Below are 24,016 nucleotides of genomic sequence, written 5' to 3'. Positions count from 1 at the left end.
GCTCCCGGCAATCGCGCAAGGGGTTTCGTAAAAAATATAAGGCCCCGCACGCTGCCGTGTACGGGGCCTTATATAGAAGCAGCCGAATCGTCAGGCCACACGCACTTGGCGCGCCACTATCTCCATATAGTGATCGAGGCCGGGCGTCACCTTGCCCTCTTCCTTCGCCGTATCGTCCCAGCGGCGCAGACGAAGCGCGTCCTCCGCAAACGGGCGCTGCAGGAATGCCACCGTCTCATCTTCACTGAAGATACCGCCCTGCAGCGCGAGGCTACGCACCGAATCCGGAGACAGGCTCTCGAAGTAGCCGACGTCCGTGCGGCACAGGCAACGCTTCGCGTCGACATGCAGCCGGATCGGTTCCAGCACCGCGTCCGAAAACAGCGGCCGCAGGAACGGCAGCACGAAATACTGATGCAGATCGTCGATACCGCGCGCACTCGGCGTCTCGCCCTGTCGATTCAGCAGATGCCCCAGGTCGTGCAGGAACGCGGCCGCAACCAGCGCTTCGTCCGCGCCCGCCTCTTCCGCCAGCAACCCGCTTTGCAACGCATGCTCGAGCTGCGTGACAGGTTCACCGCTATAGGCCACATGGCCGTGCTCGCGATAAAGCCCATGAATCTCTTCCACCGTCAGTGCCATCCGCTCACTCCCAAGGCAGCGAAAACGTCTTCAGGTTCGTGAAGCTCTTCATCGCCTCCTGAACGCCTTCCTTGTAACCGAGCCCCGAATCCTTGATCCCGCCGAACGGAGAAAGCTCGATCCGGTATCCGGGCACTTCCCATACATTCACGGTCCCGACGTTCAGCTCGTTCACGAAGCGCACGACGGCCGCCGTGCTGTCCGTACAGACACCCGACGACAGCCCGAATGCCGTCCCGTTGCTGATCCGGATCGCGTCGTCGATCGTGTCGAACGCGATGACGGGCGATACGGGGCCGAAGGTCTCCTCGCGCACGATCGTCATCGACGGATCGACGTTGTCGAGCACGGTCGGCGAATAGAGCGCCCCCCAACGCACGTTCCCGATCAGCAAGCGCGCACCCTGTGCGACCGCCTCGCGGACCCGCGCCTCGAACAGCCGCGCCGCCGCGCCGTCGATCACCGTGCCCATTTCGTTCGCGGGATCGAACGGATCGCCATATTTCCATGCACGCGTCTTCTCGACGAGCAACTCGGTGAATGCCGGCGCGATCGAGCGCTGTACCAGGATCCGCTTGACGGCCGTGCAGCGCTGCCCCGAATTCCGGTACGAGCCGAGCACGGCCAGCGATGCGGCACGCTCCAGATCGGCATCGTCAAGGACGATCAACGGATCGTTGCCGCCGAGCTCCAGCACGATGCGCCGGTAGCCGGCCCGCGCAGCGATCGCCTTGCCGATCGACACGCCGCCCGTGAAGGTAATCAGCGATGCGTGCGGATGCGTGACGAGCTCGTCCGCGATTTCGCGCGGGTCGCCGGTCAGCACCTGCAGCATCGGCTCGGGCAGGCCGGCCTCGTAGAGCAGGTCCGCCAGATAGAACGCCGACAGCGGCACCTTCTCCGACGGCTTCACGATCACGCGGTTGTTGGTCGCGATCGCCGGCGCAATCTTGTGCGCGACCTGATTCATCGGATGATTGAACGGCGTGATCGCGACGATTACGCCGTCGAGCGGCTGTCGCTGCGAAAACACGCGGCGCGCCTTGCCGTGGGGCGTCAGGTCGCACGAGAAACTTTGCGCGTCGTCGCGCAGCGCCTCGACCGACGCGAACTTCAGCACGTCGGCAACGCGGCCGATCTCGTAGCGCGAATCCTGTTTCGACAGCCCCGATTCGAGCGTGATCAGGTCGGACGCTTCCTCGGTACGTTCGCGCAGCAGCGCCGCCGCGCGTTCGAGAATCTGCGAACGCTCGTAACGCGTGAGCGCAGGCCGGTACGCCATCGCATAGTCGAACGCGGCGCGCACGTCGTCGACGCTCGCCAGCGGCACCGTGCCGACACGCATGCCGGTGTACGGATCGGTAACGTCGAGAACTCGATCCCGCGTCGCACGCGTGCCGCACCAGCGCAGCGCCTCGGCGCGAAAGGCGAGGTGATCCTGTCGGGGATGAGCCATCATGACGCGACCCGGTTCAGCACGAAATCGAAGACGTCGAAATTGCGCGGACGACGTGCAGGATCGTCCCGCTCGATCCGACGGTTGAACAGCAACGGCACTTCCTGCTCGGACACGCCGCCGTGCGAACGCAGCGGCACGGTCAGGCCGGACAGGTCGTGTTCGCGCTCGCGCGTGCCGAGCGTCATGTCGCGCCGCGCGATCACGACGAGATCGCCGATCCGGTCGGCCGGCAATTCGAAGCGCGCGGCGGCTTCCGCGTTGTCGAGCACGAGCTCGACGCCGTCGATCCCGCCGACGCGCCACATCGCTTCGGTCCGGTCGACGCCGGGTGCCAGGTAGACGGTCGCGAACGAGCCAAGCGCGCCGTGGTGCACGACGTACGGATCGGTGATCGGCAGGATCACGCGCGCGGCCTGCGCGCCGTACCAGCCGTCGAACGCATCCTGCAGATAGATCACATTCGGGCGACCGGTTGCGGGATCGTGCTTCGCGTTCATCCCGTGGTCGGCCGTGAGCCCGATTGCCCAGCCGAGCGCGTCGAGCTGCGCGAGATAGCCGTCCATCATTGCGTAGAACGCGTTTGCGCCGGCACTGCCCGGCTCGCACTTGTGCTGCACGTAATCGGTGGTCGACAGGTACATCAGGTCGACCTGCCGCGTCTGCGCAAGCCGCACGCCGGCCGCGAACACGAATTCGGAAAGCGCCGCGCTATAGACATCCGGCGACGGCAGGCCAACCCAGTCGAGTACGTCGACGATGCCGTTTTCCGCGAGATTCGCCTGCGCGGCCTTCTCCGCGGAAAAGCAGATGCCGTTCATCTGCCAGCCTAGCAACCGGCGCAGCTTGTCCTTCGCCGTCACGACGGCCACCCGCGCGCCGGCGTCGGACGCCGCCGCCAGCAGCGTGCCGGCACGCAGATAGGCCGGGTCGTTCATCATCACTTCGGCGCCGCGCCCGCCGTCGGCGGCCGGATCCCAGAAATAGTTGCCGCAGATCCCGTGGACCGACGGCGGCGCGCCGCAGACGATGGACAGGTTGTTCGGGTTGGTGAAGGTCGGCACGACGCAATCGGCGCGCCACGCCGTGCCTTCCGCGATCATCCGGCCGATGAACGGCGCAACGCCCGCTTCCACCGCACGTTCGAGATAGTCGTACTCGCAGCCGTCGACACAGACGACCACGGTCGGCTCGACCGGCAGCCGGTAGCGCCGGCCGTTGACGTCGACGGAGCGTCCCGCGAGATTCGGCGATGCGCCGCTCGCCGACGCTTCACCCGGATGGCGCAATGCAAACGCGGCGTTCATGATGCCGCCCGCTTGCCGCGCGGCACCCGCGCGGCGATCAGCAGCAGCGCCGCGAGCGACGCGCCGAGCATAAGCAGCGACAGCGCCGATGCCGGAAGGTAATAACCACGCTCGACCTGGCCGATCACGACGATCGGCACGGTCGCGAAACCCGGCGGGTAGACGGTCAGCGTCGCGCCGAGCTCGCCTAGCGACAGCGCGAAGCCGAGCGCGAGGCTCGCACGCAGCGCCGGCACGAGCTGCGGCAGCAGTACGCGGCGCAGCACCATCGCGGGCGGCGCACCGAGGCTCGCCGCGGCTTCGCGCAGCACGGTCAGCTCCGGGCGCAGCGCGGCGGCCGCGCAGCGGTAGCAGAACGGCAGAATCAGCGCGAGCTGCACGAGCACGACGATCGCGGCGGAACTCGACAGGTCGAGCGGCTTCTGGTGATACGCGATCAGCACCGCGAGTCCGAGCACAACGCTCGGCACGCCATTCGGCACCATCACGAGCGCATCGACAACAGCGCCGAGGCCGCGCCGGTCGCGCCCTTCGAGCGCGAGTGCAAGCCACAGCCCGAGGATCGTGCCGATCGCCGACACGCCGAAGCCGATCTCGAGGCTCGTCAGCAGCGCGTCGTATTCGGGCGAACCGAGCCGCTCGAACCAGCGCAGGCTGTAGCCGGCCGGCAGGATCGTGCCCGACCACTGCGTCGACACGCTCGACAGTGCAACGACGATGACCGGCAGCACGAACAGCCAGAAGCACGCGAACGCGGCCAGCGCGAGCGCCGCGCGCGACGCATGCTTGAGCAGCGTGTCGCCCCAGCCGATCTGATGGCGCGGCACGGCTTGCCCGATACGGAATTCAGCGGACATCGTTCCCTCCCGCCGCACGCCGGTTTACCCGACGATAAACCGCATAAAGCGCCAGCGACAGCGCGAGCATCACGACCGCGCCGGCCGACGCGGTCGGCAGGTCGAGGTCGACGGTCGCGCTGCTGTAGATTGCGACCGGCAGCGTCACGAGCCGCGCGCTGCCGAGCACGAGCAGAATCCCGAATTCGTTCAGCGTCAGCAGGAAGCACAGCACGGTGCCGGCGGCGATGCCCGGCCACGCGATCGGCAGCACGACGCGACGTGCAAGCATCCAGCCCGACGCGCCGAGGCTGCGCGCGGCTTCGATCAGGCGCAGGTCGAGCGTCGCGAACGACGCGAGCGTCGGCCGCACGACGAACGGCGTATAGAACACGGTCTGCGCGAGAATCACGCCGCCGATGCCGAACAGGAAATCGAGCGGCGCGCTCTCGAGATGGAACAGGTGCTGCAGCGCGATGCTGATCGAGCCTTGCGAGCCGTACAGGAAGATCAGCGTGAACGCGACGAGGAACGACGGGAACGCGACGTACAGTTCCAGGAAGCGCGTGACGAGCGACGCGCCCGGAAACGGCTTGAAGAACAGCAGCGCGGCCAGCAGCACGCCGAGCACCGATGCGGTGCCGGCACTCGCGAACAGCACGCCGAGCGTCGTCAGCAGCACGTTGCGCGTATCGGGGTTGCCGAAGAACGTCCGGTACGCGGCAAAGCTCAGCCCGTGATCGCCCGATACGCTCAGCAGCACGAGCCGCACCAGCGGATAGACGACGAGCGGGCCGAGCACGACGATCGCGAGCACGGCGAGGTGCAGGTCGCCCATGCGCTTGCGGCGCCGCGCGGCAGCGGCATGCGCGGCGGCCGACGCGAGCACATGCGGCGGCAGGCCGGCTTCAGGGCTCGATAAGGACGACATCGTCTGCCTCGCAATGCAGGGAAACGCGCGCCCCGCGCTCGGGGGCCGCGCCGCGGCCGCGTTGCATCGTCACGCGCACGGGTTCGTCGGGCGCCGCATCGATCACGACCGCGATCGACAGGTCCGCGCCCTGCCATTCGACGGAAGACACCGTGCCGTGCAGGCCGCCCGCCGCGAGCGGCATCACGGTCAGGCGCTCGGGGCGCACGCACGCGACCTTGTCTCGCACTTCGTGACGCGGATCGCCGAGCGGAAAGATCACGTGCGGCGGCAGCAGGTTCGCCGGGCCGAGATAGCGCGCGACGTAGCCGTCCTGCGGCGCGTCGTACAGTTGTTGCGGCGTGCCGAGCTGCGCGATGCGGCCGTCGCGCATCAGCAGCGCGCGGTCGGACAGCACGAGCGCGTCGTCGCGGTCGTGCGTCACGCAGACGACGGTCAGGTTCGGCAGGCGCTCGTGCAGCGCCTTCAGCTCGCTGCGCACCGACGCGCGCAGGTTGGCGTCGAGCGCCGACAGCGGTTCGTCAAGCAGCAGCACGTCCGGCTCGATCACGAGCGCGCGGGCCAGCGCAACGCGCTGCTGCATCCCGCCCGACAGTTGCGCGGGCAGGTGGTGGCCCGCATCGCCGAGCTGCACGAGCTTCAGCGCGTCGGCGACGCGACGTGTCACTTCGGACGAGGCCATCCCGCGGGCGCGCAGCCCGAATGCGACGTTCTCGAACACCGACAGGTGCGGGAACAGCGCGTAATTCTGGAACAATAGACCGAGATTACGCTTGTGCGGCGGCGCATGGGTCAGGTCGCGTCCGGCCACGGTCAGCGTGCCGGTCAGGCCGTCGGCCTTCACGAACCCGGCGATGAAGCGCAGCAGCGTGGTCTTGCCGCAGCCGCTCTTGCCGAGCACGGTCAGAAATTCACCGGCGCCGATCGACAGCGACAGATCTTCCAGCACAGTGCGTGCGCCATAGCGCACGCTCAGGTGTTCGATCTGCACACCGCCCGGCGCGCCGGACCGCAGCGTGGCGTGCGGTTCGGCGGCGCCGAATGCGCCGGGATGGGTCAGGGTGGTTTCCACCGGGTTCATCCTCTTGCTCGCTAATACAGGCGGCGTGTGCCGATCACTTCGGCTTGACGACGTCGAGCTGCTTGCCCGAGCTGCCGATCACGTCCTTCTTCCAGCGCTCGATCCACACCGGCTTCTTCGCCATCACCTGGGTCCAGTCGACCGGGATCAGCTTCACGCCCGCGATCGCCTTCTTGACCGCTTCGCCGTTCTTGCCGGCCAGCGGCACGTCGGTGCGGCCCGGGATGCCGTACATGTCCGGCACCTTCGACTGCACTTCCGTCGACATCAGGTAGTCGATCAGCTTCTTGCCGGCGTCCTGGTTCGGGCCGCTCTTGATCAGGCCGATGCCGTACGGCAGCTGGAACGTGGTCGGCTGGTCGCCGTCCTTCGCGGACAGGAAGATCGGCTTGACGGACAGCGCCCCGTGTTCGGCGTCGTCGAGGTCCATCTGCAGGTCGCCGTTCGCGACGCTGATCTCGTTGCGCGACAGCAGCACGTTCAGGTAGCCCGTGCCCTTCGTGTGGAACTTCACGCTCTGCGACAGCTTCGCCAGGTAGTCGAACGCCTTGTCCTCGCCCATCAGCGAGGTCGTCAGGATCAGCACGGCCATCCCGTCGCCGGCCGTGGCCGGGTTCGAGTACGCGACCTTGCCCGCGTAGGCTGGCGACAGCAGGTCGGCGAACGTCTTCGGCTGGTTCTTCACGACGTCCGGGTTGATCGCGAACGAGAAGTAGTTGTTCACGAACGTCGCCCATGTGCCGTCCTCGGCCTTTGCGATCGCCGGCACGTTCTTGTAGTTCACGCTCTGGTACGGCTGCAGCAGGCCCATCTGGCCGGCTTGCTGAATGAACGGCGGCAGCGTGACGATCACGTCGGCCTTCGGGGAATTCTTCTCGATGTTCGCGCGGTTGACGACCTCGCCGCTGCCCGCCGTCACGATGTTGACCTTGACGCCTTCCTTCTTCTCGAAGGCCGGCAGCACATCGCGATAGAGATTCTCGAGACCGTCCGCCGTATACAGCACGACCGCGTTTGCCGCATGTGCGGGCATCGCGGCGCCTTGCAGCAGACCGGCGGCGCAGGCGGCCAGCGCGAGCTTGCGGAACGCGCCGGCAGCGGCGCGCGAGGAATTCTGCAGTGTCATCTCACTTCTCCGTAGGCGGAACACCAAACGGCCGGGGCACGATCCGGCTCCTTTCAGTCGGACAGACCGACAACCGGCCTGCCTCGCTGCCGCGCTGCGGGTGGTCTCGCGCGGCAACCGAAGGATCACAGCGTTCGATGACAACGCCGTGACGAGTGCCACAATTTCCAAAAAATGACACATTTTGCCAATATCATGCAAGTCACCCGGAAATGCCGCCCCGGCGTTTCGCCCGACCTTTGCTGGAGAAAAAGCCATGCCCGACCCGATTCTGCTCACGCCCGGTCCGCTCACCACGTCCGCCACAACACGCCACGCAATGCAACATGACTGGGGCTCGTGGGACGCCGCTTTCAATCAATTGACGGCCAGTGTCTGCGCGGATCTCGTCGCGATCGCGCGCGGCGGCAACGAATACGTGTGCGTGCCGATGCAAGGCAGCGGCACGTTTTCGGTCGAGGCAGCGCTGGGCACGCTCGTGCCGCGCGACGGCGTCGTGCTTGTGCCGGACAACGGCGCGTATTGCGCGCGCATCCTGAAGATCCTCGGCCGGCTCGGCATCGCGGCGATCGCGCTGCCGTTCGATGAGGACGCCGCGGTCGACCCGGCGGCGATCGAAGCCGCGTTCGCGCGCGAGCCACGCATCACGCACGTCGCGCTGGTGCACCTGGAAACGAGCGCCGGCATCCTGAATCCGCTCGACGCGATCGCGGCCGCGTGCCGACGGCACGGCAAGCGGCTGATCGTCGACGCGATGAGTTCGTTCGGCGCGTTGCCGATCGCGCTGGCGGACAGCGGAATCGACGCGCTGATCTCGGCAAGCGGGAAATGCCTGGAAGGTGTGCCGGGGATGGGGTTCGCGATCGTGCGGCGCGATGTACTCGACGCGAGCGAAGGCAACTCGCCGTCGCTCGCGCTCGACTTGCATGATCAGTACGCATACCTGCGCAAGACGGGCCAGTGGCGCTTCACGCCGCCGACCCACGTGATCGCCGCGCTGCGCGCCGCGCTCGACCAGTACCTGGCCGAAGGCGGCCAGCCGGCGCGCGGTGCGCGCTATGCGGAGAACTGCCGGACCTTGATCGAATCGATGCGCGCGCTCGGCTTCACGCCGTTCCTCGACGCAAGCGTGCAGGCGCCGGTGATCGTCACGTTCCATGCGCCCGACCATCCGGCTTACGATTTCCGCCGCTTCTACGATGCAGTGCGCGACGCGGGCTTCATCCTGTATCCGGGCAAACTGACGCAACTCGAGACGTTCCGCGTCGGCTGCATCGGCGCGATCGGTGCCGGCGACATCCGGCGTGCGGTCGCGGCGATCGCGCAGGCGGTCGAATCGCTCGGGATTGCCGTGCAGCGCGCGTGAGCGCTGACGCATGCCCCGGCCCGCAAGCAGGGACGGCAGAAACAAAAAAGCCCGGCGACCCACAGGTCGCCGGGCGAACGCACCGAGTGTGCGTGGAGCCGGTACTTACAGTTCGATCCGCTTGATGTCGCCGACGACGAAGATATACGACAGCGCACCGATCAGCGCGATCACGCCGATGAACACGAGTGCGCCGACGAACGATCCGGTCGATGCGACGATGAAGCCGACGACGAGCGGCGTGATGATGCCGGCGAGGTTCGCCGCGAAGTTGAAGATGCCGCCGGTCACGCCCAGCAGGCCGTCCGGCGCGATGTCGGACACGAGCGTCCAGCCGAGCGCCGCCATCCCCTGCGCGAAGAATGCGACCGACATGATCGCGATCACGGCTTCGTTGCTCTTCACGTAGTTCGCGAGAATGATCGTCGACGCGAGCAGCAGGCCCGCGATGATCGGCAGCTTGCGCGCGAGGTTCGCGGACTTGCCGCGGCGCAGCAGCCAGTCGGAGAAGATCCCGCCGAACATCACACCGACCGACGCGGCGATGAACGGCATCACCGCGAAGAAGCCGATCTTCAGCCAGCCCATATGGCGCTCGGTCGCGAGATAGGTCGGGAACCAGGTCAGGAAGAACACGAGCGTCGAGTTGCCGGCGAACTGGCCGAGGCAGATACCCGCGAGCTGACGCTTCTTCAGCAGCCGGCCGGCCATCGACCAGCTGAACTTGGCCTGTGCGGGCTTGCCGCTCTTGTCCCCATCCTTGCGCGCGCCGTGCACGAGACCGCCGCCCGCTTCGATGTACGCGAGTTCTTCCGAATTGGCGGCCGGATGGTTGCGCGGCTCGTGATAGAACTTCCACCAGACCAGACCAAACACGATGCCGATCGTGCCGACGACCCAGAACAGCGAGCGCCAGCCGAACGCACCCATCAGCGCGAACAGCACGGGGCTGAAGAACGCGAGACCGATGTACTCGCCCACGGTGTAGGTGCCGGTCGCCATCGCGCGCTCGTTCTGCGGGAACCACGTCGCGACGACCCGGCTGTTGGTCGGGAAACACGGCGCTTCCGTCACGCCGAGACCGAGCCGGCATGCGAGCAACGTCCCGATACCGGGCACGAAGCCCTGCAGCAACGTGCACAGCGACCACAGCGTCATGGACCAGTAATAGGTGATCTTGCTGCCGAAGCGGTCGAGGAACAGCCCGCCGGGCACCTGCATCGCGACGTACGTCCACGAGAATGCCGAGAACATGATGCCCATCACCGCCGCGTTGATGCCAAGCTCCTTGGTGAGCTGCGGCGCAGCCACCCCCAGCACGGTACGGTCGAGATAGTTGATCATCGTGCCGATCGCGAGCAGCGCGAGGATCTTGTAGCGCGCCGAGGTCCGCCGGACCGTGCCGGCCGCCGCGGGCGCGGCGTTCGTGTGGGTGGTGTGCTGCATGGTCGTCTCCTGGTCTCTTTTTCAGCTAGTCGGTAAAAGGTCAGCGCGCGACGAGCGACTGAAAGTGTTCGAACATTCGCTCGTCGTCCGGCGTGCGTCCGGTGAAGATCTCGAACGCATCGACGGCCTGGTACACGGCCATCCCGCCACCCGGCAGCGTCGCGCAGCCGGCCGCGCGCGCGGCGCGGATCAGTTCGGTTTCGAGCGGGAAATACACGATGTCGGCAACCCACATTCCCGCGCGGAGCAACTCGGCCGGCAGCGGCAGGCCCGGATGCTTGGTCATGCCGGTCGGCGTGGCGTGGATCAGGCCAGTCGCGACATGCATCGCGGCCGCGAGATCGCTGCCCGGTGTAACCCGGGCGGCCGGGAAGCGCTGCTGCAGTTCGCCCGCGAGCGTGGCGGCACGCGTGCCGTCGACGTCGAAGATCGTCAGTTCGGCGGCGCCCATCTGCAGCGCAGCATGCGCGACGGCCGCACCCGCGCCGCCCGCGCCCAGCTGCACGACACGCTCGAGCGACACGTCGTGCAACCCGCGGCGGAACGACTTCGCGAAACCCGACCAGTCGGTGTTGTGGCCGATCCGCTTGCCGTCCTTGAACAGCACGGTGTTCACCGCGCCGAGCGCGCGCGCGTCGTCCGACAGCGAGTCGAGGTGCTCGATCACGCGCTGCTTGCACGGATGCGTGATGTTGAGCCCGTTGTAGCCCATCCGCTGCGCGGCATCGAGCAGTTCCGGCAGCGCGTCGGCGGTCACGCCGAGCACATCGAGATCGATGCGCCGGTACACGTAGCCGAAACCCTGGCGGAAGCCTTCTTCCTCATGCATCGCGGGCGACAGCGAACCGCCGATGCCCTGGCCGATCAGGCCGATCAGAAAAGACGGGCGGCTCATCGTGCGGCTCCCTGCGCAAAAAGGGTCGACAGGCGCTGCAGCGCGAATACGTAGCCTTCGGTGCCGCAGCCGCAGATCACGGCTTCGGCCACCGCCGACACATACGAGTGGTGACGGAATGCCTCGCGACGATGCACGTTCGAGATATGCACCTCGATCACGGGTTTCGCGATCGCGGACAACGCGTCGGCCAGCGCGACCGACGTGTGCGTATACGCGGCCGGGTTGATCACGATGCCGTGCGTATCGTGACGCGCGGCATGCAGCCAGTCGATCAGCTGGTGCTCGGCGTTCGACTGGCGGAAGTCGATCTCCAGCCCGAGCCCTTCAGCCGCCGTGCGGCAACGCTGCTCGACGTCGGCAAGGGTTTCCGCGCCGTAGATATGGGGCTCGCGGGTCCCCAGCAGATTCAGGTTCGGGCCGTTCAGTACCAGCACCTTGTGCTTGCTCATGGTGTTTCTGCTCCTAAAACAGGGGCGAATCGCTAGCCGACTGCGCCCCTTGACGTCAAGATTTGGCGCTAGTGTGCGCTTGCGCAAGCGCAATGTCTTTTCGGGTTTTCGCTAATTTGTACCATCTAGTTAGTTTGTATAATTCGCCATACTCCCATAGTAAATTCGGGATGTGGCGCCCGCAGGTAATTCAACGACTGGTTCATTCCGGCCCGATCCGGCCGACGCCACGCCCCGCTCATCCGCAGGATTCGCCCATGCAGCGCTCGATCGCCACCGTGTCACTGTCCGGCACGCTCGCCGAGAAGCTCGCCGCCATCCAGGCCGCCGGCTTCGACGGCGTCGAAATCTTCGAGAACGACCTCGTCTACTTCGACGGATCGCCCGCCGACGTGCGGCGCATGGCCGCCGATCTCGGCCTCGACATCGTGCTGTTCCAGCCGTTTCGCGACTTCGAGGGCGTGAGCCCGGCCCAGCTCGCCCGCAATCTCGACCGCATCCGCCGCAAGTTCGACGTGATGCACGCGCTCGGCACCGACCGCATCCTGGTGTGCAGCAACGTGTCGCCCGACACGATCGCGGACGATGCTTTGCTGGTCGACCAGCTCGGCGCGCTCGCCGAAGCCGCGCGGCAGGCCGGCGTGGTTGCCGCGTACGAGGCGCTCGCGTGGGGCCGCGTCGTGAACCGGTACAGCCACGCATGGCAGCTCGTGAACGCGGTGAACAGCCCGCATCTCGGCCTCGCGCTCGACAGCTTCCATACGCTGTCGCTCGACGATTCGCCGGACGCGATCGCCGACATCCCCGGCGACCGGATCGCGTTCGTGCAGATCGCCGACGCGCCGAAGCTCGCGATGGACGTGATCGAATGGAGCCGCCACTTCCGCTCGTTCCCCGGCCAGGGCGACTTCGACCTCGCGCGCTTCACGGCCCGCGTGATCGAGTCCGGTTATACGGGGCCGCTGTCGCTCGAGATCTTCAACGACGGCTTCCGCGCCGCGCCGACCGCGATCACGGCCGCCGACGGCCACCGCTCGCTGCTTTATCTGGAAGAGCTGACGCGCGCGCGGCTCGCACAGGACGGCCACGCGCCCGCCGCCGGCCAGCCACTGTTCGCGCCGCCGGCGCCGCCCGCGCACGTCGGGTTCCAGTTCATTGAATTCGCGGTCGACGCGCAGGCGGCGGCCACCGTCGGCGAATGGCTCGGCCGGATGCGGTTCCGGCTCGCGGGCCGTCATCGATCGAAGGACGTGACACTGTTCCAGCACGGCGCCGCATCGATCGTGCTGAACGCCGAGCGCGACTCGTTCGCCGACGCATTCTTCCAGCAGCACGGGTTGTCGCTGTGCGCGTCGGCGTTCCGCGTCGACGATGCGAAAGTGGCATTCGAACGCGCGGCCGGCTTCGGCTACGCGCCGTTTTCCGGGCGCGTCGGCCCGAACGAGCGCGTGCTGCCGGGCGTGCAGGCGCCGGACGGCAGCCTCGAATACTTCGTCGACGAGACGCCGAACGCGCCAACGCTATATGAGTCGGATTTCGTGCTGACCGACATCGACGGCCCGACCGAGGTCGGCCCGCTGACGGGCATCGATCACGTCTGCCTCGCGCTGCCGGCCGACGCGCTCGATACGTGGATCCTGTTCTTCAAGACCGCCTTCGGCTTCGAGGCCGAGCGCAGCTGGCTCGTGCCCGATCCGTACGGCCTGATGCGCAGCCGCGCGGTGCGCAGCGCCGACGGCTCGGTGCGGATCGCGCTGAATGCGTCGGTCGACCGCCATACGGCCGTCGCCGAATCGCTCGAACGCTATCACGGCACGGGGCTGAACCACGTCGCGTTCCGGACCGACGACATCGTGCAGACGGTCGCCACGTTCGCGGCCGACGGCGTGCCGTTCCTGCGGATCCCGCCGAACTATTACGACGATCTCGCCGCGCGCTACGCGCTGCCGGACGAGCTGATCGACACGCTGAGCGCTCACCATCTGCTGTACGACCGCGACGAAAACGGCGGCGAATTCCTGCATGCGTATACGGAACTGGTCGACAACCGCTTCTCGCTCGAAATCGTCGAGCGGCGCGGCGGCTACGACGGCTACGGCGCGGCCAACGCGGCCGTGCGGCTCGCCGCGCAGGCCCAGCGCAGGAAATAAGGGAGCAAGCGAATTTCGCGCAGGGGCGAATCGAACGAGAAAACCACGACGACCCTGCGACGTGCGTCGCGCGGACGCACCATCGTGGTGAATGCCGCGGCGGTGCCCCGCCCGGCAAGGCAGGCCGCTCGGGGCCGGAAACGGGGCCGGAAGCGGCCGCCCGACTGGGGTTACATCCCGTAACGCACGCCGCGCTGCAGCATCCGCTCGGCCACCGCGGTTTTAAGAATCGCTTAAGTCTTCGACGGCACCATCCGCTACCAGTACCCGATGGTTATCTCGAAAAGGAGGAAAGCGATGAGCGCCGTAGAAGCACCCGCGGGCCGCCCGGCCGCGCCCCCTGCAAAGAAGACGATGCTGCGCCGCCTGCTCAGTCATCACGAAATCGCGACGTTGCTCGTGCTGCTGCATGCGCCGATCGGCGCGAACGCCAAAGCCGAATTGCCTGCGCTGCAGGAAGCCGGTCTCGTCGAGATGGTCAGGCTCGACCCCGATACGGCCCCCAGCTTCCGGCTGACCGAAGACGGCACGGCCGTCCTGAAAGGGCTCGGCTACCGCTGAGCCACGGTTTTCACCGCTTCCCCGCATCGCCCCGATCCTTCAGACCCGCCGGCCCGCCCGGCGCGACACTTCACCCTGCCCGATCCTGCAGCATCAGCCGGTATTCCGTCGGCGTCATGCCGACCGTCGCCTTGAACTGGCGCGTGAACGCGCTGTGATCCGTATAACCGCATAGCGCCGCGACGTCGGTCACCTTGTCGTGCGTGACGAGCAGCGCCGTGGCCGCGTCGAGCCGCGTTTTCAGCAGCACCTGGCGCGGTGTCAGGTGAAACACCTTGTGGAAGTAGCGTTCGAGCTGCGCGACCGACATCCCGGCCATCTGCGCTAGCTGCTTCAGGTTCAGCGGCTGCACGTAGTGATCCTGGATGTGCTGCACCACGTCGGCGAGCTTGCTGTAGGCCGGATGCGAACCCTCGTGCGCCTTCAGGTCGCGCGAGATGCCCGCGAGACCGACCACCTTGCCGGCCGCGTCGCGCAGCGGCTCCTTGCAGGTCAGGCACCAGCCCGGCTGGCGGCCCGGATACAGATGCAGCTCGAGCTGGTCCATCAGCTGCTGGCCGGCGGTGATCGTCGCCATGTCCTGCTCGAAATAGGTCCGGCCGAAACGGCGCGGAAACACTTCGTCGGTCGTCTTGCCGAGCAGGTCGCGCTTGTCCTTGTAGCCGCAGCGCATTGCCAGCGTGCGGTTGACGAGCGCGTAGCGGCCGTTCGCGTCCTTCACGAAGAATGCGACGTCGGGCAGCGCGTCGAACACCGGCTCGAGCAGGCGGAAGTGCGCGAGCATCGCGCCGAGATCGGCGTTGTCGGGCTGGTAGCGCAGCGTGTCGGACAGGCTCATGGGCGGTGCGGCAAGGAAGGTCGTCATCCCGGCATCTGCGAAGGGAGTGGCTGATGGCGTCGATTATAGGAGCGCGCCCGAGAACACGTCGTGGCGATCTCGGGCAAGCGATCGGGCGGCTCGGCGAACGGCGGTCCGCGCAACGCGCCGCCGATCGGCGACGATCGGCGACGATCAGGTGGCCGCATGCGTCGGCGCATCGTACGCCGTGCTGTTGTGCGCGCAACCACTGCGCCGCGCGCTTGCCGGGCGGCGTCGAATACGCATCGGCCCGCTGCATGGCGCCGGGCATCGGTCGGCAACGTCGGCGATATCGATGCACCCAACTGACGCCGAGACAACCTGCGCCGGACCCGCCATCCTAGAAATGCCGGCGCGTCACGTCTTGGCGCGACTGCGCGTTCTACATGACGATTTCGGCATATATCAGGGTTATCGACGATATGCCGAAATCGTCGCCGGTCGCGCACCGAACGCGCAAGACGCGCGCATTTTCGCTACCTAGACTTCAATCAACGGTTACGAGACGACATCCCGCCAACACCACGCACGCCGATTCCGGCATAACCCGCGCGGCGCATGGCACACCCCGCACGGCTGTCGCACAGGCCTGCAGACCGATACGTCTCGCCCGGTTTACCGCACCGGCCCGCTGGCCGGCGGCGGCCCAACCACGCCATCAAGGGGAAGTGAAAGTGAAGCTGAAGGTATCGCACGTCGCGCTGGCCGCTGCCTGCGCACTGTCGGGCGCACACGCCATCGCCGCCGACGTCGTCAAGATCGGTTTCGCCGCACCGCTGACGGGGCCGCAGTCGAACTACGGCACGGACATGCAGAAGGGCGTGCAACTCGCGATCGCCGATTTCAACGCGACGCATCCGACGATCGGTGGACAGCCGGTCACGTTCCAGCTCGACTCGCAGGACGACCAGGCCGACCCGCGCACCGGCACGACGGTCGCGCAGCGGCTGATCGACGACAACGTCCGCGGCGTCATCGGCCACTTCAACTCGGGCACGAGCATTCCGGCGTCCGACCTGTACGATCGCGCGGGGCTGCCGCAAATCTCGATGGCGACGTCGCCGCAATACACGGCGCGCGGCTACAAGACCACCTACCGGTTGCTGACGAGCGACGCGCAGGCCGGCCGCATCGTCGGCACGTACGCGGTGAAGACGCTGCGCTTCAAGCGCATCGCGATCATCGACGACCGCACGGCCTACGGCCAGGGCATCGCCGACGAATTCGCGAAGGCCGTGCAGGCCGCGGGCGGCACGATCGTCAAGCGCGACTTCACGAACGACAAGGCGCTCGACTTCTCGGCGATCCTGACCAACCTGAAGGGCATCAACCCCGACGCGATCTTCTACGGCGGCGGCGACGCGCAGTCTTCGCCGATGATCCGCAAGATGCGCCAGCTCGGGATGAAGTCCGCCTTCGTGACCGGCGAGATGTCGCGCTCGCCGACGTTCCTGAAGGTCGGCGGCGACGCGGCCGAAGGCGCGATCGTCTACATGGGCGGGCTGCCGAAGGAAAAGATGCCGGGCTTCGCCGGCTACGCATCGCGCTACAAGGCACGCTTCAATGAAGACGTCATCACCTATTCGCCGTACTCGTACGACGGCACGATCGCGCTGCTCACCGCGATGAAGAACGCGAACTCGACCGATCCGAAGGTCTATACGCCGTATCTCGGCAAGGTGTCGATCAAGGGCGTGTCGGCGCCGAGCATCGCATACGACGCGAAGGGCGACCTGAAGGATGCGCCGGTGACGATCTACAAGGTCGAGCACGGCGCGTTCAAGCCGGTCGATACGATCGCCGGCAACTGATCGCGCAGTCCCTGTCACGTGCGGCGCGGCATGCGGTTCACCCGCCTGCCGCGCCGCGTGCGTTTCGGTTCGACGAAGTCCGAAGCATTCCTCGGCGCGGCACCGCGCGCGCGCATTTCGCGCTCCTGTAGAATCCCCCCACCCGCTTTGACGCTTCGTCTGCGTCGTGCCCCATCCCGGTGCGACGGTGCGTGTCGCGTGCCCCATCCGGCGCTCGGCACACGCTCGACGACGCAAGCCGCGCCTTGCCAGTCCATGCCGATAGCGGGTTCTGGAGACGCAGCACCGACAACAACATTCGAAAACCGATCGTCCTGACCATGCAAGCTTCCGAATTGAGCGGCGTGCCTCGCGCCGCCGAACGCGCGCTCACGCGCAGCGACTATAAAACTCTTGGCCTTGCCGCACTCGGCGGCGCCCTCGAGTTCTACGACTTCATCATCTTCGTGTTCTTCGCACCCGCGATCGGACAGCTGTTCTTCCCGCACGACATTCCCGACTGGCTGCGCCAGCTGCAGACGTTCGGCATCTTCGCGGCCGGTTATCTCGCGCGTCCGCTCGGCGGCGTGATCATGGCGCACTTCGGCGACCTGTTCGGCCGCAAGCGGATGTTCACGCTGAGCGTGCTGATGATGTCGGTGCCGACGCTGCTCATGGGCCTGCTGCCGACCTACGACTCGGTCGGCATCCTCGCGCCGGTGTTGCTGCTGCTGTTCCGCGTGCTGCAGGGCGCGGCGGTCGGCGGCGAAGTGCCGGGCGCATGGGTATTCGTGTCGGAGCACGTGCCGTCGCGCCACATCGGCTATGCGTGCGGCACGCTGACCGCGGGCCTCACGGCCGGCATCCTGCTCGGCTCGCTGGTCGCCGCCGGCATCAACAGCCGTTACTCGGGCGCCGAAGTCACCGCATTCGCCTGGCGCATTCCGTTCCTGCTCGGCGGCGTGTTCGGCCTGTTCTCCGTCTACCTGCGCCGCTGGCTGCACGAGACGCCGGTGTTCGCCGAGATGAAGGCGAAGAAGGCGCTCGCGGCCGAGATTCCGCTGAAGGCCGTGCTGCGCGACCACGGCCGCGCGGTGATCGTGTCGATGCTGCTCACGTGGATGCTGTCGGCGGCGATCGTCGTCGTGATCCTGATGACGCCCGCGCTGCTGCAGAAGCAGTTTCACCTGACGCCCGCGACCACGCTGTTCGCGAACAGCGTCGCAACGCTGTGCCTGACGGCCGGCTGCATCACCGCCGGCTCGCTCGCGGGCTGGATCGGCGCGAAGCGCGTGCTCGGCATCGGCGGCCTCGTGCTGGCCGCGTGCTACTACCTGCTGTTCGCGCAGGTCGCGGCCGACGCGTCGACACTGCCGCTGTACTACGGAATTGCCGGCTTCACGGTCGGCACGATCGGTGCGGTGCCGTTCGTGATGGTCAAGAGCTTCCCCGCGGTCGTGCGCTTCTCGGGCATCTCGTTCTCGTACAACGTCGCGTATGCGATCTTCGGCGGCCTGACGCCGGTGATCGTGTCGCTGATGATGAAGTCGAACCCGCTCGCGCCGGTCGTGTACGTCGCGACGATCTGCGTGCTCGGCGCGATCGCCGTGCAGTTCTCGAAGGATGCGAAGGACTTGAAGGACGCACGCTGAACGCCGGCGCACACGCGTCGGCCGGATGAACAAAGGGCCGAATCCCGCGGCGTGCGGAATTCGGCCCTTTTGTTTTGGTTCAGCGCGGCGCGCGACGTGCGTGCGTCGCGTCGTTCAGCCCGGTGCGACTCAGCGCAGCGCGCCGTACGACGAACTCGGCCGGCGCAGTGCGTCGACGCTCGCGCCGCCCGCACCGGTCACGAACAGCAGCAGGAACCCGCCGGCGATCGCGACGTTCTTCCAGAAGTGGATCACCATTTCGTGCTGGACCGCGGCGTCCGTTGCATCCCAGAAATTGTGGCCCACCATCGCGGTCGCGATCGTATAGAACGCCATCAGCAACGCGAGCGGCTTCACCTTGTAGCCGACGATCAGCAGCAGGCCGCCGAGTGCTTCGATCGTGACGACGACCGGGCCCATCACCTGCGGATAGGGCACGTTCAGCCCATGCAGATAACCGATGAAATCGCTGTAGCCGAGCAGCTTCATCACGCCGCCCCACAAGAACAACGCCGCCAGCGCCAGGCGCGCGAAAAAAATGACGCCGGAATCGACGGAACGCGTCATGCCTCTCTCCTCGTATGCAGTTCGGTCGTCCGCGCGGGGTGTGCCCGTGCGGTTCGGCGCCGCGCGGCCCTGTCGGGCCCGCGGCAAATGGGCCAGCATAGAGGGTCTTTTCGCGGTGTCCAAGAAAAAGGTTGTAGCAAATCTTTACGCTGCGGCGGCGACGCAAGCATGACGGCGCCATGAAGAACGACGCCCGGCCGTCGCCGCGAATAAAGGGAACTGGCCCTAACCGGCGTCGCTCAACAGCACGCCTTTCTTGAACAGGAAGCAGCCGTAGCCGCGCAGCTCGCCGGTGACGATCACCGCGTACGCCTGTTGCGCGCGCTCGTAGAACGCGAATCGATCGACGCCCGCGAGCGTCACGGCGCGCCCTTCCGCGCGATCGATTTCGGCCTGCACTTCGCGCTGCACGGGCGGCACCGCGGCGGGGTCGCCGACCACTTCCATCCGCCACGCGGGCGTATCGACGAACGTGTCGAGCGGCAGCACGGACAGCACCGCGCGCGCGACGCGCGCCGAGTCGGCGCCGTCGATGCGCAGCGCGCGGCCGACCACCGTGTGCTCGGCGACGGACTCCGCGGGAAAATTCGCATCGCATATCGCCACTTCATCTCCGTGGCCCATCGCGCGCAGCGTGTGCAGGATGTCGGCGTGCAGCAGAGGATCGAGATTCTTCAGCATGTGGGCAAATCTCCGGGATCGGGAACGAATTGCATAAGTTACCCGATCCCGGCGGCCACCGGGCGTGCATCGCTCACGTCACGATGCCGCGGCCGGCATTTCGTCGATGAAACCCGTGACCGACTTCAGGCGGCCCGACGCATCGACGGTGCCGAAATCCGAACCCTTCACGATCGCCGCGCCGTCGGGCGACACGAGCGCCCACGAGAAGCGCAGGTGCTGGCCGAAGCCGTCGACGTCGGTCGTGCGGCGGAACCGGAACGCGGGGAAGCGCGCCTGCACCGCGGCGATCATCGTGTCGATGCCCGCGTGGCCGTCGCCGGCCATCAGCGGATCGCGATAGGCCGCGTCGCTCGCGTAGGTCGCATCGATCAGCGCGCGCCGGCGTGCGACGTCGGGCTCGTTCCAGGCGTCGAAATAGCGGTCGATCAGGTCTGCGTGAGCGGACTGGACGGTTTGGGCGGTGTTCATGCGAGGCTCCTGGTCTGGATGAAGGAAGGACGGCGCCGCGGACGTTTCGTGTTCGCGTGCCGTCATCGTCACCTGCCTCGCATGGGCGGTCGATTACGTTCGAGGTAAGGAAATCGCGCCGCCGCAATCAAGAACGGGCGCTCGAAGGCGCCCGCATCGTCTGCCATCGCAACCGCGCGTGTCAGGTCACCGGCGCCGGGTTGAACAGCGTCAGCGCATTCGCGAGCTTCCATTGCTCGGCCCAGGTGCGGCGCTTGCCGCTCGCGACATCGAGCATCAGCCGGAACAGCTCCCAGCCCACGTCCTCGATCGAGGCCGCGCCGGTCGCGATCTGCCCCGCGTCGAGATCCATCAGGTCGTGCCAGCGGCGCGCGAGATCGCTGCGCGTCGCGACCTTGATCACCGGCACCTGCGCGAGGCCGTATGGCGTGCCGCGGCCGGTCGTGAACACGTGCAGGTTCATCCCCGCCGCGAGCTGCAGCGTGCCGCAGATGAAATCGCTCGCGGGCGTCGCCGCGTACAGCAGCCCCTTCTGCCGCGCCCGATCACCGGGCCGCACGACGCCGGCGATCGGCGCGCTGCCCGACTTCACGATCGAACCCATCGCCTTCTCGACGATGTTCGACAGGCCACCCTTCTTGTTGCCGGGCGTCGTGTTCGCGCTGCGATCGACGCGGCCGCGCTGCAGGTAGCGGTCGTACCAGTCCATCTCGCGGATGATTTCGCGGGCGACGTCCTCGTTCGCCGCGCGCGACGTGAGCTGCGCGACGCCGTCGCGCACTTCCGTCACTTCCGAGAACATGATCGTCGCGCCCGCGCGCACGAGCAGGTCGGCCGCGAAGCCGACCGCCGGATTCGCGGTGAGCCCCGAGAACGCGTCGCTGCCGCCGCACTGCACGCCGACGACGAGATCGGACGCCGGGCACGTCTCGCGACGGCGGCGGTTCAGCCGCTCGAGGTGCGATTCGGCCATCTTCATGATCGAGTCGATCATCGAGTTGAAGCCGACGTGCGCGGCATCCTGCAGGCACACCACGCCGCCGTTGTCCGTCGCGCCGTCGGCCGCCAGCGGAATCGCGCCGGGTGGCAGCAGGCGCTCGGGCTGCAGCTTCTCGCAGCCGAGGCTCACCGTCATCACCTCGCCGCCGAAGTTCGGGTTCAGGCTGATGTTGCGCAGCGTGCGGATCGGGATGTCGGCATCGGGCGCATCGATCGCGACGCCGCAGCCATACGTGTGCTCGAGCCCGACCACGTCGTCGACATTCGGGTAACGCGGCAGCAGTTCGTCCTTGATCCGCTTCACCGCATGCTCGACGACGCCCGACACGCACTGCACGGTCGTCGTGATCGCAAGGATGTTGCGCGTGCCGACCGAACCGTCCGGATTGCGGAAGCCCTCGAACGTATAGCCTTCGAGCGGCGCCAGCGGCGGCGCGGCACGGGTGGCGAGCGGCAGGTTGTCCAGCCCCGGCGGCTCGGGCATGCGCATCGTGCGCTCGTTGACCCAGCTGCCGCGGCGCAGCTCGGTGAGCGCGTAGCCGATCACGACGTTGTAGCGGACGATCGGGTCGCCGGCCGCAAGGTCGACCAGCGCCACCTTGTGCCCTTGCGGCACGCCTTCGCGCAGGGTCAGGCCGTCGGCGAACGTCGCGCCCTCGGGCAGGCCGCCGTCGTTGACGACGATCGCGACGTTGTCGTCGGGATGCACGCGGATATAAAGCGGGGAAGCAGTCATTGGAATTCCTGGAAGGCCACCAGTCAAATCGTTAGTCATCATACGACATTCAACACCAACCGGGATGCTGAGTAAACCCTTATCCGGAAAGACCCTAACCCCCGCCCGCCAGCAAATCGCTTGCGTCACCTTTTGCCTCGTTGTACGATGACATACAACGACATCGCCAATATGGCTCGGATGCCGTACCCGACGAACCCAGCACTCGCGCTAGACGGACGACCCAACCATGACTTCACCGCAAGAACTCAAACAGATCATCTCCCACGGCCTGCTGTCGTTTCCGCTGACGGACTTCGACGCGGACGGCAGCTTCCGCCCGACCACCTATGCCGAGCGTCTGGAATGGCTGGCACCGTATGGCGCGACCGCGCTGTTCGCGGCCGGCGGCACCGGTGAATTCTTCTCGCTCACGCAGCGCGAGTATTCGGACGTGATCCGCGTCGCGACGGAAACCTGCAAGGGCAAGGTGCCGATCCTGGCCGGCGCCGGCGGCGCGACGCGCGTCGCGATCGAATACGCGCAGGAAGCCGAGCGCCTCGGCGCGAGCGGCGTGCTGCTGATGCCGCACTACCTGACCGAAGCCAGCCAGGAAGGTATCGCCGAACACGTCGAGCAGGTGTGCCGCGCGCTGAAGATCGGCGTCGTGGTGTACAACCGCGCGAATTCGAAGCTGAACGCCGACATGCTCGAGCGCCTCGCCGATCGCTGCCCGAACCTGATCGGCTTCAAGGACGGCGTCGGCGAAATCGAGAGCATGGTCACGATCCGCCGCCGCCTCGGCGACCGCTTCGCGTATCTCGGCGGCCTGCCGACGGCCGAAGTCTACGCAGCCGCGTACAAGGCGCTCGGCGTGCCGGTGTACTCGTCGGCCGTGTTCAACTTCATCCCCAAGACGGCGATGGCGTTCTACGAAGCGATCGCGAAGGACGACCACGCAACGGTCGGCCGCCTGATCGACGAATTCTTCCTGCCGTACCTGCAGATCCGCAACCGTCGCGCGGGCTACGCGGTCAGCATCGTGAAGGCGGGCGCGAAGCTCGTCGGCCACGACGCTGGCCCGGTGCGCGCGCCGCTCGTCGACCTCAGCGACGCCGAAATGGCCGAACTGGACGTGCTGATCAAGAAGATGGGCCCGCAGTAAGCGCGTACGGCCGGCGCGGCGTCTTCAATGGCACCGCGACCGGTTTGTTGCCCGTATTGCATCGCGGCCGGCACCTGCCGGCCGCGGTCGTTTGCAGCGGCGGCCATGCCACGCATCCCGCCGCGATGCGGCGGTCACATCTGCGCGATGACGCCGATGATCCGGTGACGCACGTTGCCGAGCTTGATCCGGGTCGCCTCGATCTGCCCTTGCGCGCCCGCACGCACGCGTGCGTTCGACTCGTCACCGAGAATCTGCCCCAGCACGTCGCGATCGACGACCGCATCGAAGAACCGGCCGACCGTGATCGTTGCCGACTGCTTCGCGGTCAGAAGCGCGCTGTTGGCCTGCATCAGCGCTTCGGTGCGCAGGCCCTGGTCGTGTTCGTCGATGCCGCGGCGATGCTCGAGCGCGAACACCAGCGCTTCCATGTCCTGCCGGAAACGGCGCACGGCGAGGCCGAACATGAGCGAATGCGCGTCGGAGCCGGTAACGGGCCGCCCCTGGTTGATGGTCACGTCGAATTCGCTGCCGCCCAGGTCGCGCTGGAATTCCAGCAACGCATTCGCGAGCACGCGCCCTTCGCTGTACTGGCCGATCCGGCTGCGCACCGAATGCGCAACGTCGCCGATCGCCTTCCACAATCCGGCGGCGAACAGGTGGTCGCCGCGCTTGCTGATGTTCATCGGATGGTTCCCGCTTGGAATGTTGTGGTCTCTCAGGCCCGCCTGCGGGCCGTGCGGCCCGAGGCCCCGCTACTGTAGGAGAAATTCCGGTGACGCGGAAGCCATCATGAAAAAAGCGGAGGCAGCCAGCCGGCCGCCCCCGCTTTCATTCCTTCAGCATGCGGCCCGGCTTCGCGCCGCGC

22 protein-coding genes are annotated in these 24,016 nt (G+C 66.9%); 6 read left to right on the top strand and 16 right to left on the bottom strand.

Features of this window, described 5'->3' with window-relative positions; all coding sequences use genetic code 11:
* Positions 1 to 90: 90 nt before the first annotated feature.
* From ACT2FV_RS11580 to phnS, 7 genes are read right to left on the bottom strand one after another with little or no spacing between them, the layout of a single operon-like run.
* Positions 91 to 642: a phosphonate degradation HD-domain oxygenase gene (locus tag ACT2FV_RS11580; RefSeq protein ID WP_124624158.1), complete on the bottom strand. Its 552-nt coding sequence runs from the start codon at positions 640 to 642 to the stop codon at positions 91 to 93.
* 4 nt (positions 643 to 646) lie between these two features.
* Positions 647 to 2,101 carry a phosphonoacetaldehyde dehydrogenase gene (phnY, locus tag ACT2FV_RS11575; protein ID WP_444503883.1) on the bottom strand — a complete coding sequence of 485 codons (1,455 nt, stop codon included), beginning with the start codon at positions 2,099 to 2,101 and terminating at the stop codon, positions 647 to 649.
* On the bottom strand, positions 2,098 to 3,405 hold the full coding sequence (phnA, locus tag ACT2FV_RS11570; protein ID WP_444503882.1) for a phosphonoacetate hydrolase: 1,308 nt from the start codon (positions 3,403 to 3,405) through the stop codon (positions 2,098 to 2,100). The genes phnY and phnA overlap by 4 nt, the downstream gene beginning before the upstream one ends.
* Positions 3,402 to 4,262 (bottom strand): 2-aminoethylphosphonate ABC transport system, membrane component PhnV, encoded by an 861-nt coding sequence (phnV, locus tag ACT2FV_RS11565; protein WP_124611544.1) that lies wholly within the window; start codon positions 4,260 to 4,262, stop codon positions 3,402 to 3,404. The genes phnA and phnV overlap by 4 nt, the downstream gene beginning before the upstream one ends.
* On the bottom strand, positions 4,252 to 5,172 hold the full coding sequence (locus ACT2FV_RS11560; protein WP_444503881.1) for a 2-aminoethylphosphonate ABC transporter permease subunit: 921 nt from the start codon (positions 5,170 to 5,172) through the stop codon (positions 4,252 to 4,254). The genes phnV and ACT2FV_RS11560 overlap by 11 nt, the downstream gene beginning before the upstream one ends.
* Positions 5,150 to 6,253: a 2-aminoethylphosphonate ABC transport system ATP-binding subunit PhnT gene (phnT, locus tag ACT2FV_RS11555; protein WP_059599124.1), complete on the bottom strand. Its 1,104-nt coding sequence runs from the start codon at positions 6,251 to 6,253 to the stop codon at positions 5,150 to 5,152. Before phnT ends, ACT2FV_RS11560 begins: the two co-directional genes overlap by 23 nt.
* A gap of 34 nt (positions 6,254 to 6,287) precedes the next feature.
* A complete protein-coding gene (gene phnS / locus ACT2FV_RS11550) occupies positions 6,288 to 7,379 on the bottom strand; it encodes a 2-aminoethylphosphonate ABC transporter substrate-binding protein (protein WP_059599123.1) in 1,092 nt (363 codons plus the stop codon).
* A gap of 256 nt (positions 7,380 to 7,635) precedes the next feature.
* Here phnS and ACT2FV_RS11545 point away from each other — a divergent pair, with 256 nt between their 5' ends.
* On the top strand, positions 7,636 to 8,745 hold the full coding sequence (locus ACT2FV_RS11545) for a 2-aminoethylphosphonate--pyruvate transaminase (protein WP_444503880.1): 1,110 nt from the start codon (positions 7,636 to 7,638) through the stop codon (positions 8,743 to 8,745).
* A 105-nt stretch (positions 8,746 to 8,850) separates the two neighbouring features.
* On the opposite strand, the gene ACT2FV_RS11540 is transcribed toward ACT2FV_RS11545, so the two are convergent.
* The 3 genes from ACT2FV_RS11540 to aroQ are packed head-to-tail and all read right to left on the bottom strand — an operon-like array spanning position 8,851 to position 11,538.
* Positions 8,851 to 10,191 carry an MFS transporter gene (locus ACT2FV_RS11540; protein ID WP_444503879.1) on the bottom strand — a complete coding sequence of 447 codons (1,341 nt, stop codon included), beginning with the start codon at positions 10,189 to 10,191 and terminating at the stop codon, positions 8,851 to 8,853.
* Between the two features lie 40 nt (positions 10,192 to 10,231).
* Positions 10,232 to 11,086, bottom strand: a complete 855-nt coding sequence (locus tag ACT2FV_RS11535) for a shikimate dehydrogenase (RefSeq protein ID WP_444503878.1) — start codon at positions 11,084 to 11,086, stop codon at positions 10,232 to 10,234.
* Entirely contained in the window at positions 11,083 to 11,538 is a 456-nt protein-coding gene (gene aroQ / locus ACT2FV_RS11530; protein WP_059528374.1) for a type II 3-dehydroquinate dehydratase, read from the bottom strand. The genes ACT2FV_RS11535 and aroQ overlap by 4 nt, the downstream gene beginning before the upstream one ends.
* A 257-nt stretch (positions 11,539 to 11,795) precedes the next feature.
* On the opposite strand from aroQ, the gene ACT2FV_RS11525 reads away from it, so the two are divergent.
* Together ACT2FV_RS11525 and ACT2FV_RS11520 are read left to right on the top strand one after the other, a co-directional pair.
* On the top strand, positions 11,796 to 13,688 hold the full coding sequence (locus tag ACT2FV_RS11525) for a bifunctional sugar phosphate isomerase/epimerase/4-hydroxyphenylpyruvate dioxygenase family protein (RefSeq protein WP_444503877.1): 1,893 nt from the start codon (positions 11,796 to 11,798) through the stop codon (positions 13,686 to 13,688).
* A 297-nt stretch (positions 13,689 to 13,985) separates the two neighbouring features.
* Positions 13,986 to 14,249 carry a hypothetical protein gene (locus tag ACT2FV_RS11520; RefSeq protein ID WP_059599117.1) on the top strand — a complete coding sequence of 88 codons (264 nt, stop codon included), beginning with the start codon at positions 13,986 to 13,988 and terminating at the stop codon, positions 14,247 to 14,249.
* Positions 14,250 to 14,319: 70 nt separating this feature from the next.
* On the opposite strand, the gene ACT2FV_RS11515 is transcribed toward ACT2FV_RS11520, so the two are convergent.
* Positions 14,320 to 15,114: an AraC family transcriptional regulator gene (locus tag ACT2FV_RS11515; protein WP_059528381.1), complete on the bottom strand. Its 795-nt coding sequence runs from the start codon at positions 15,112 to 15,114 to the stop codon at positions 14,320 to 14,322.
* Between the two features lie 668 nt (positions 15,115 to 15,782).
* Here ACT2FV_RS11515 and ACT2FV_RS11510 point away from each other — a divergent pair.
* Positions 15,783 to 16,919 (top strand): branched-chain amino acid ABC transporter substrate-binding protein, encoded by a 1,137-nt coding sequence (locus ACT2FV_RS11510; protein WP_444503876.1) that lies wholly within the window; start codon positions 15,783 to 15,785, stop codon positions 16,917 to 16,919.
* A gap of 320 nt (positions 16,920 to 17,239) precedes the next feature.
* Complete coding sequence (locus tag ACT2FV_RS11505; RefSeq protein ID WP_059599113.1) at positions 17,240 to 18,550, top strand: MFS transporter; 1,311 nt, start codon at positions 17,240 to 17,242, stop codon at positions 18,548 to 18,550.
* A 129-nt stretch (positions 18,551 to 18,679) separates the two neighbouring features.
* Here the strand turns inward: ACT2FV_RS11505 and ACT2FV_RS11500 are convergent, their stop codons facing one another.
* The 4 genes from ACT2FV_RS11500 to garD all read right to left on the bottom strand — a co-directional run bounded on the left by ACT2FV_RS11500 (position 18,680) and on the right by garD (position 22,004).
* Positions 18,680 to 19,117, bottom strand: coding sequence for a DoxX family protein (locus ACT2FV_RS11500; RefSeq protein ID WP_059599112.1), 438 nt, complete (start codon positions 19,115 to 19,117; stop codon positions 18,680 to 18,682).
* A gap of 225 nt (positions 19,118 to 19,342) precedes the next feature.
* Positions 19,343 to 19,798 (bottom strand): RbsD/FucU family protein, encoded by a 456-nt coding sequence (locus ACT2FV_RS11495; protein WP_059599111.1) that lies wholly within the window; start codon positions 19,796 to 19,798, stop codon positions 19,343 to 19,345.
* A gap of 78 nt (positions 19,799 to 19,876) precedes the next feature.
* Positions 19,877 to 20,269, bottom strand: a complete 393-nt coding sequence (locus tag ACT2FV_RS11490) for a nuclear transport factor 2 family protein (protein WP_124624192.1) — start codon at positions 20,267 to 20,269, stop codon at positions 19,877 to 19,879.
* Positions 20,270 to 20,450: 181 nt separating this feature from the next.
* Positions 20,451 to 22,004, bottom strand: coding sequence for a galactarate dehydratase (gene garD, locus ACT2FV_RS11485; RefSeq protein ID WP_059599109.1), 1,554 nt, complete (start codon positions 22,002 to 22,004; stop codon positions 20,451 to 20,453).
* Positions 22,005 to 22,233: 229 nt separating this feature from the next.
* Between garD and kdgD the strand changes: the two genes are divergently transcribed.
* The gene (gene kdgD / locus ACT2FV_RS11480) at positions 22,234 to 23,148 is read left to right on the top strand and encodes a 5-dehydro-4-deoxyglucarate dehydratase (protein ID WP_444503875.1); all 915 of its coding nucleotides are present in this window, start codon (positions 22,234 to 22,236) and stop codon (positions 23,146 to 23,148) included.
* Positions 23,149 to 23,282: 134 nt separating this feature from the next.
* On the opposite strand, the gene ACT2FV_RS11475 is transcribed toward kdgD, so the two are convergent.
* Positions 23,283 to 23,834: a hypothetical protein gene (locus tag ACT2FV_RS11475; RefSeq protein WP_124624195.1), complete on the bottom strand. Its 552-nt coding sequence runs from the start codon at positions 23,832 to 23,834 to the stop codon at positions 23,283 to 23,285.
* Positions 23,835 to 24,016: the final 182 nt, after the last annotated feature.

The organism is Burkholderia sp. PR2, from assembly GCF_052372875.1.
Lineage (GTDB): Bacteria > Pseudomonadota > Gammaproteobacteria > Burkholderiales > Burkholderiaceae > Burkholderia > Burkholderia diffusa.
This window is presented reverse-complemented; position numbering and strand designations above follow the sequence as displayed.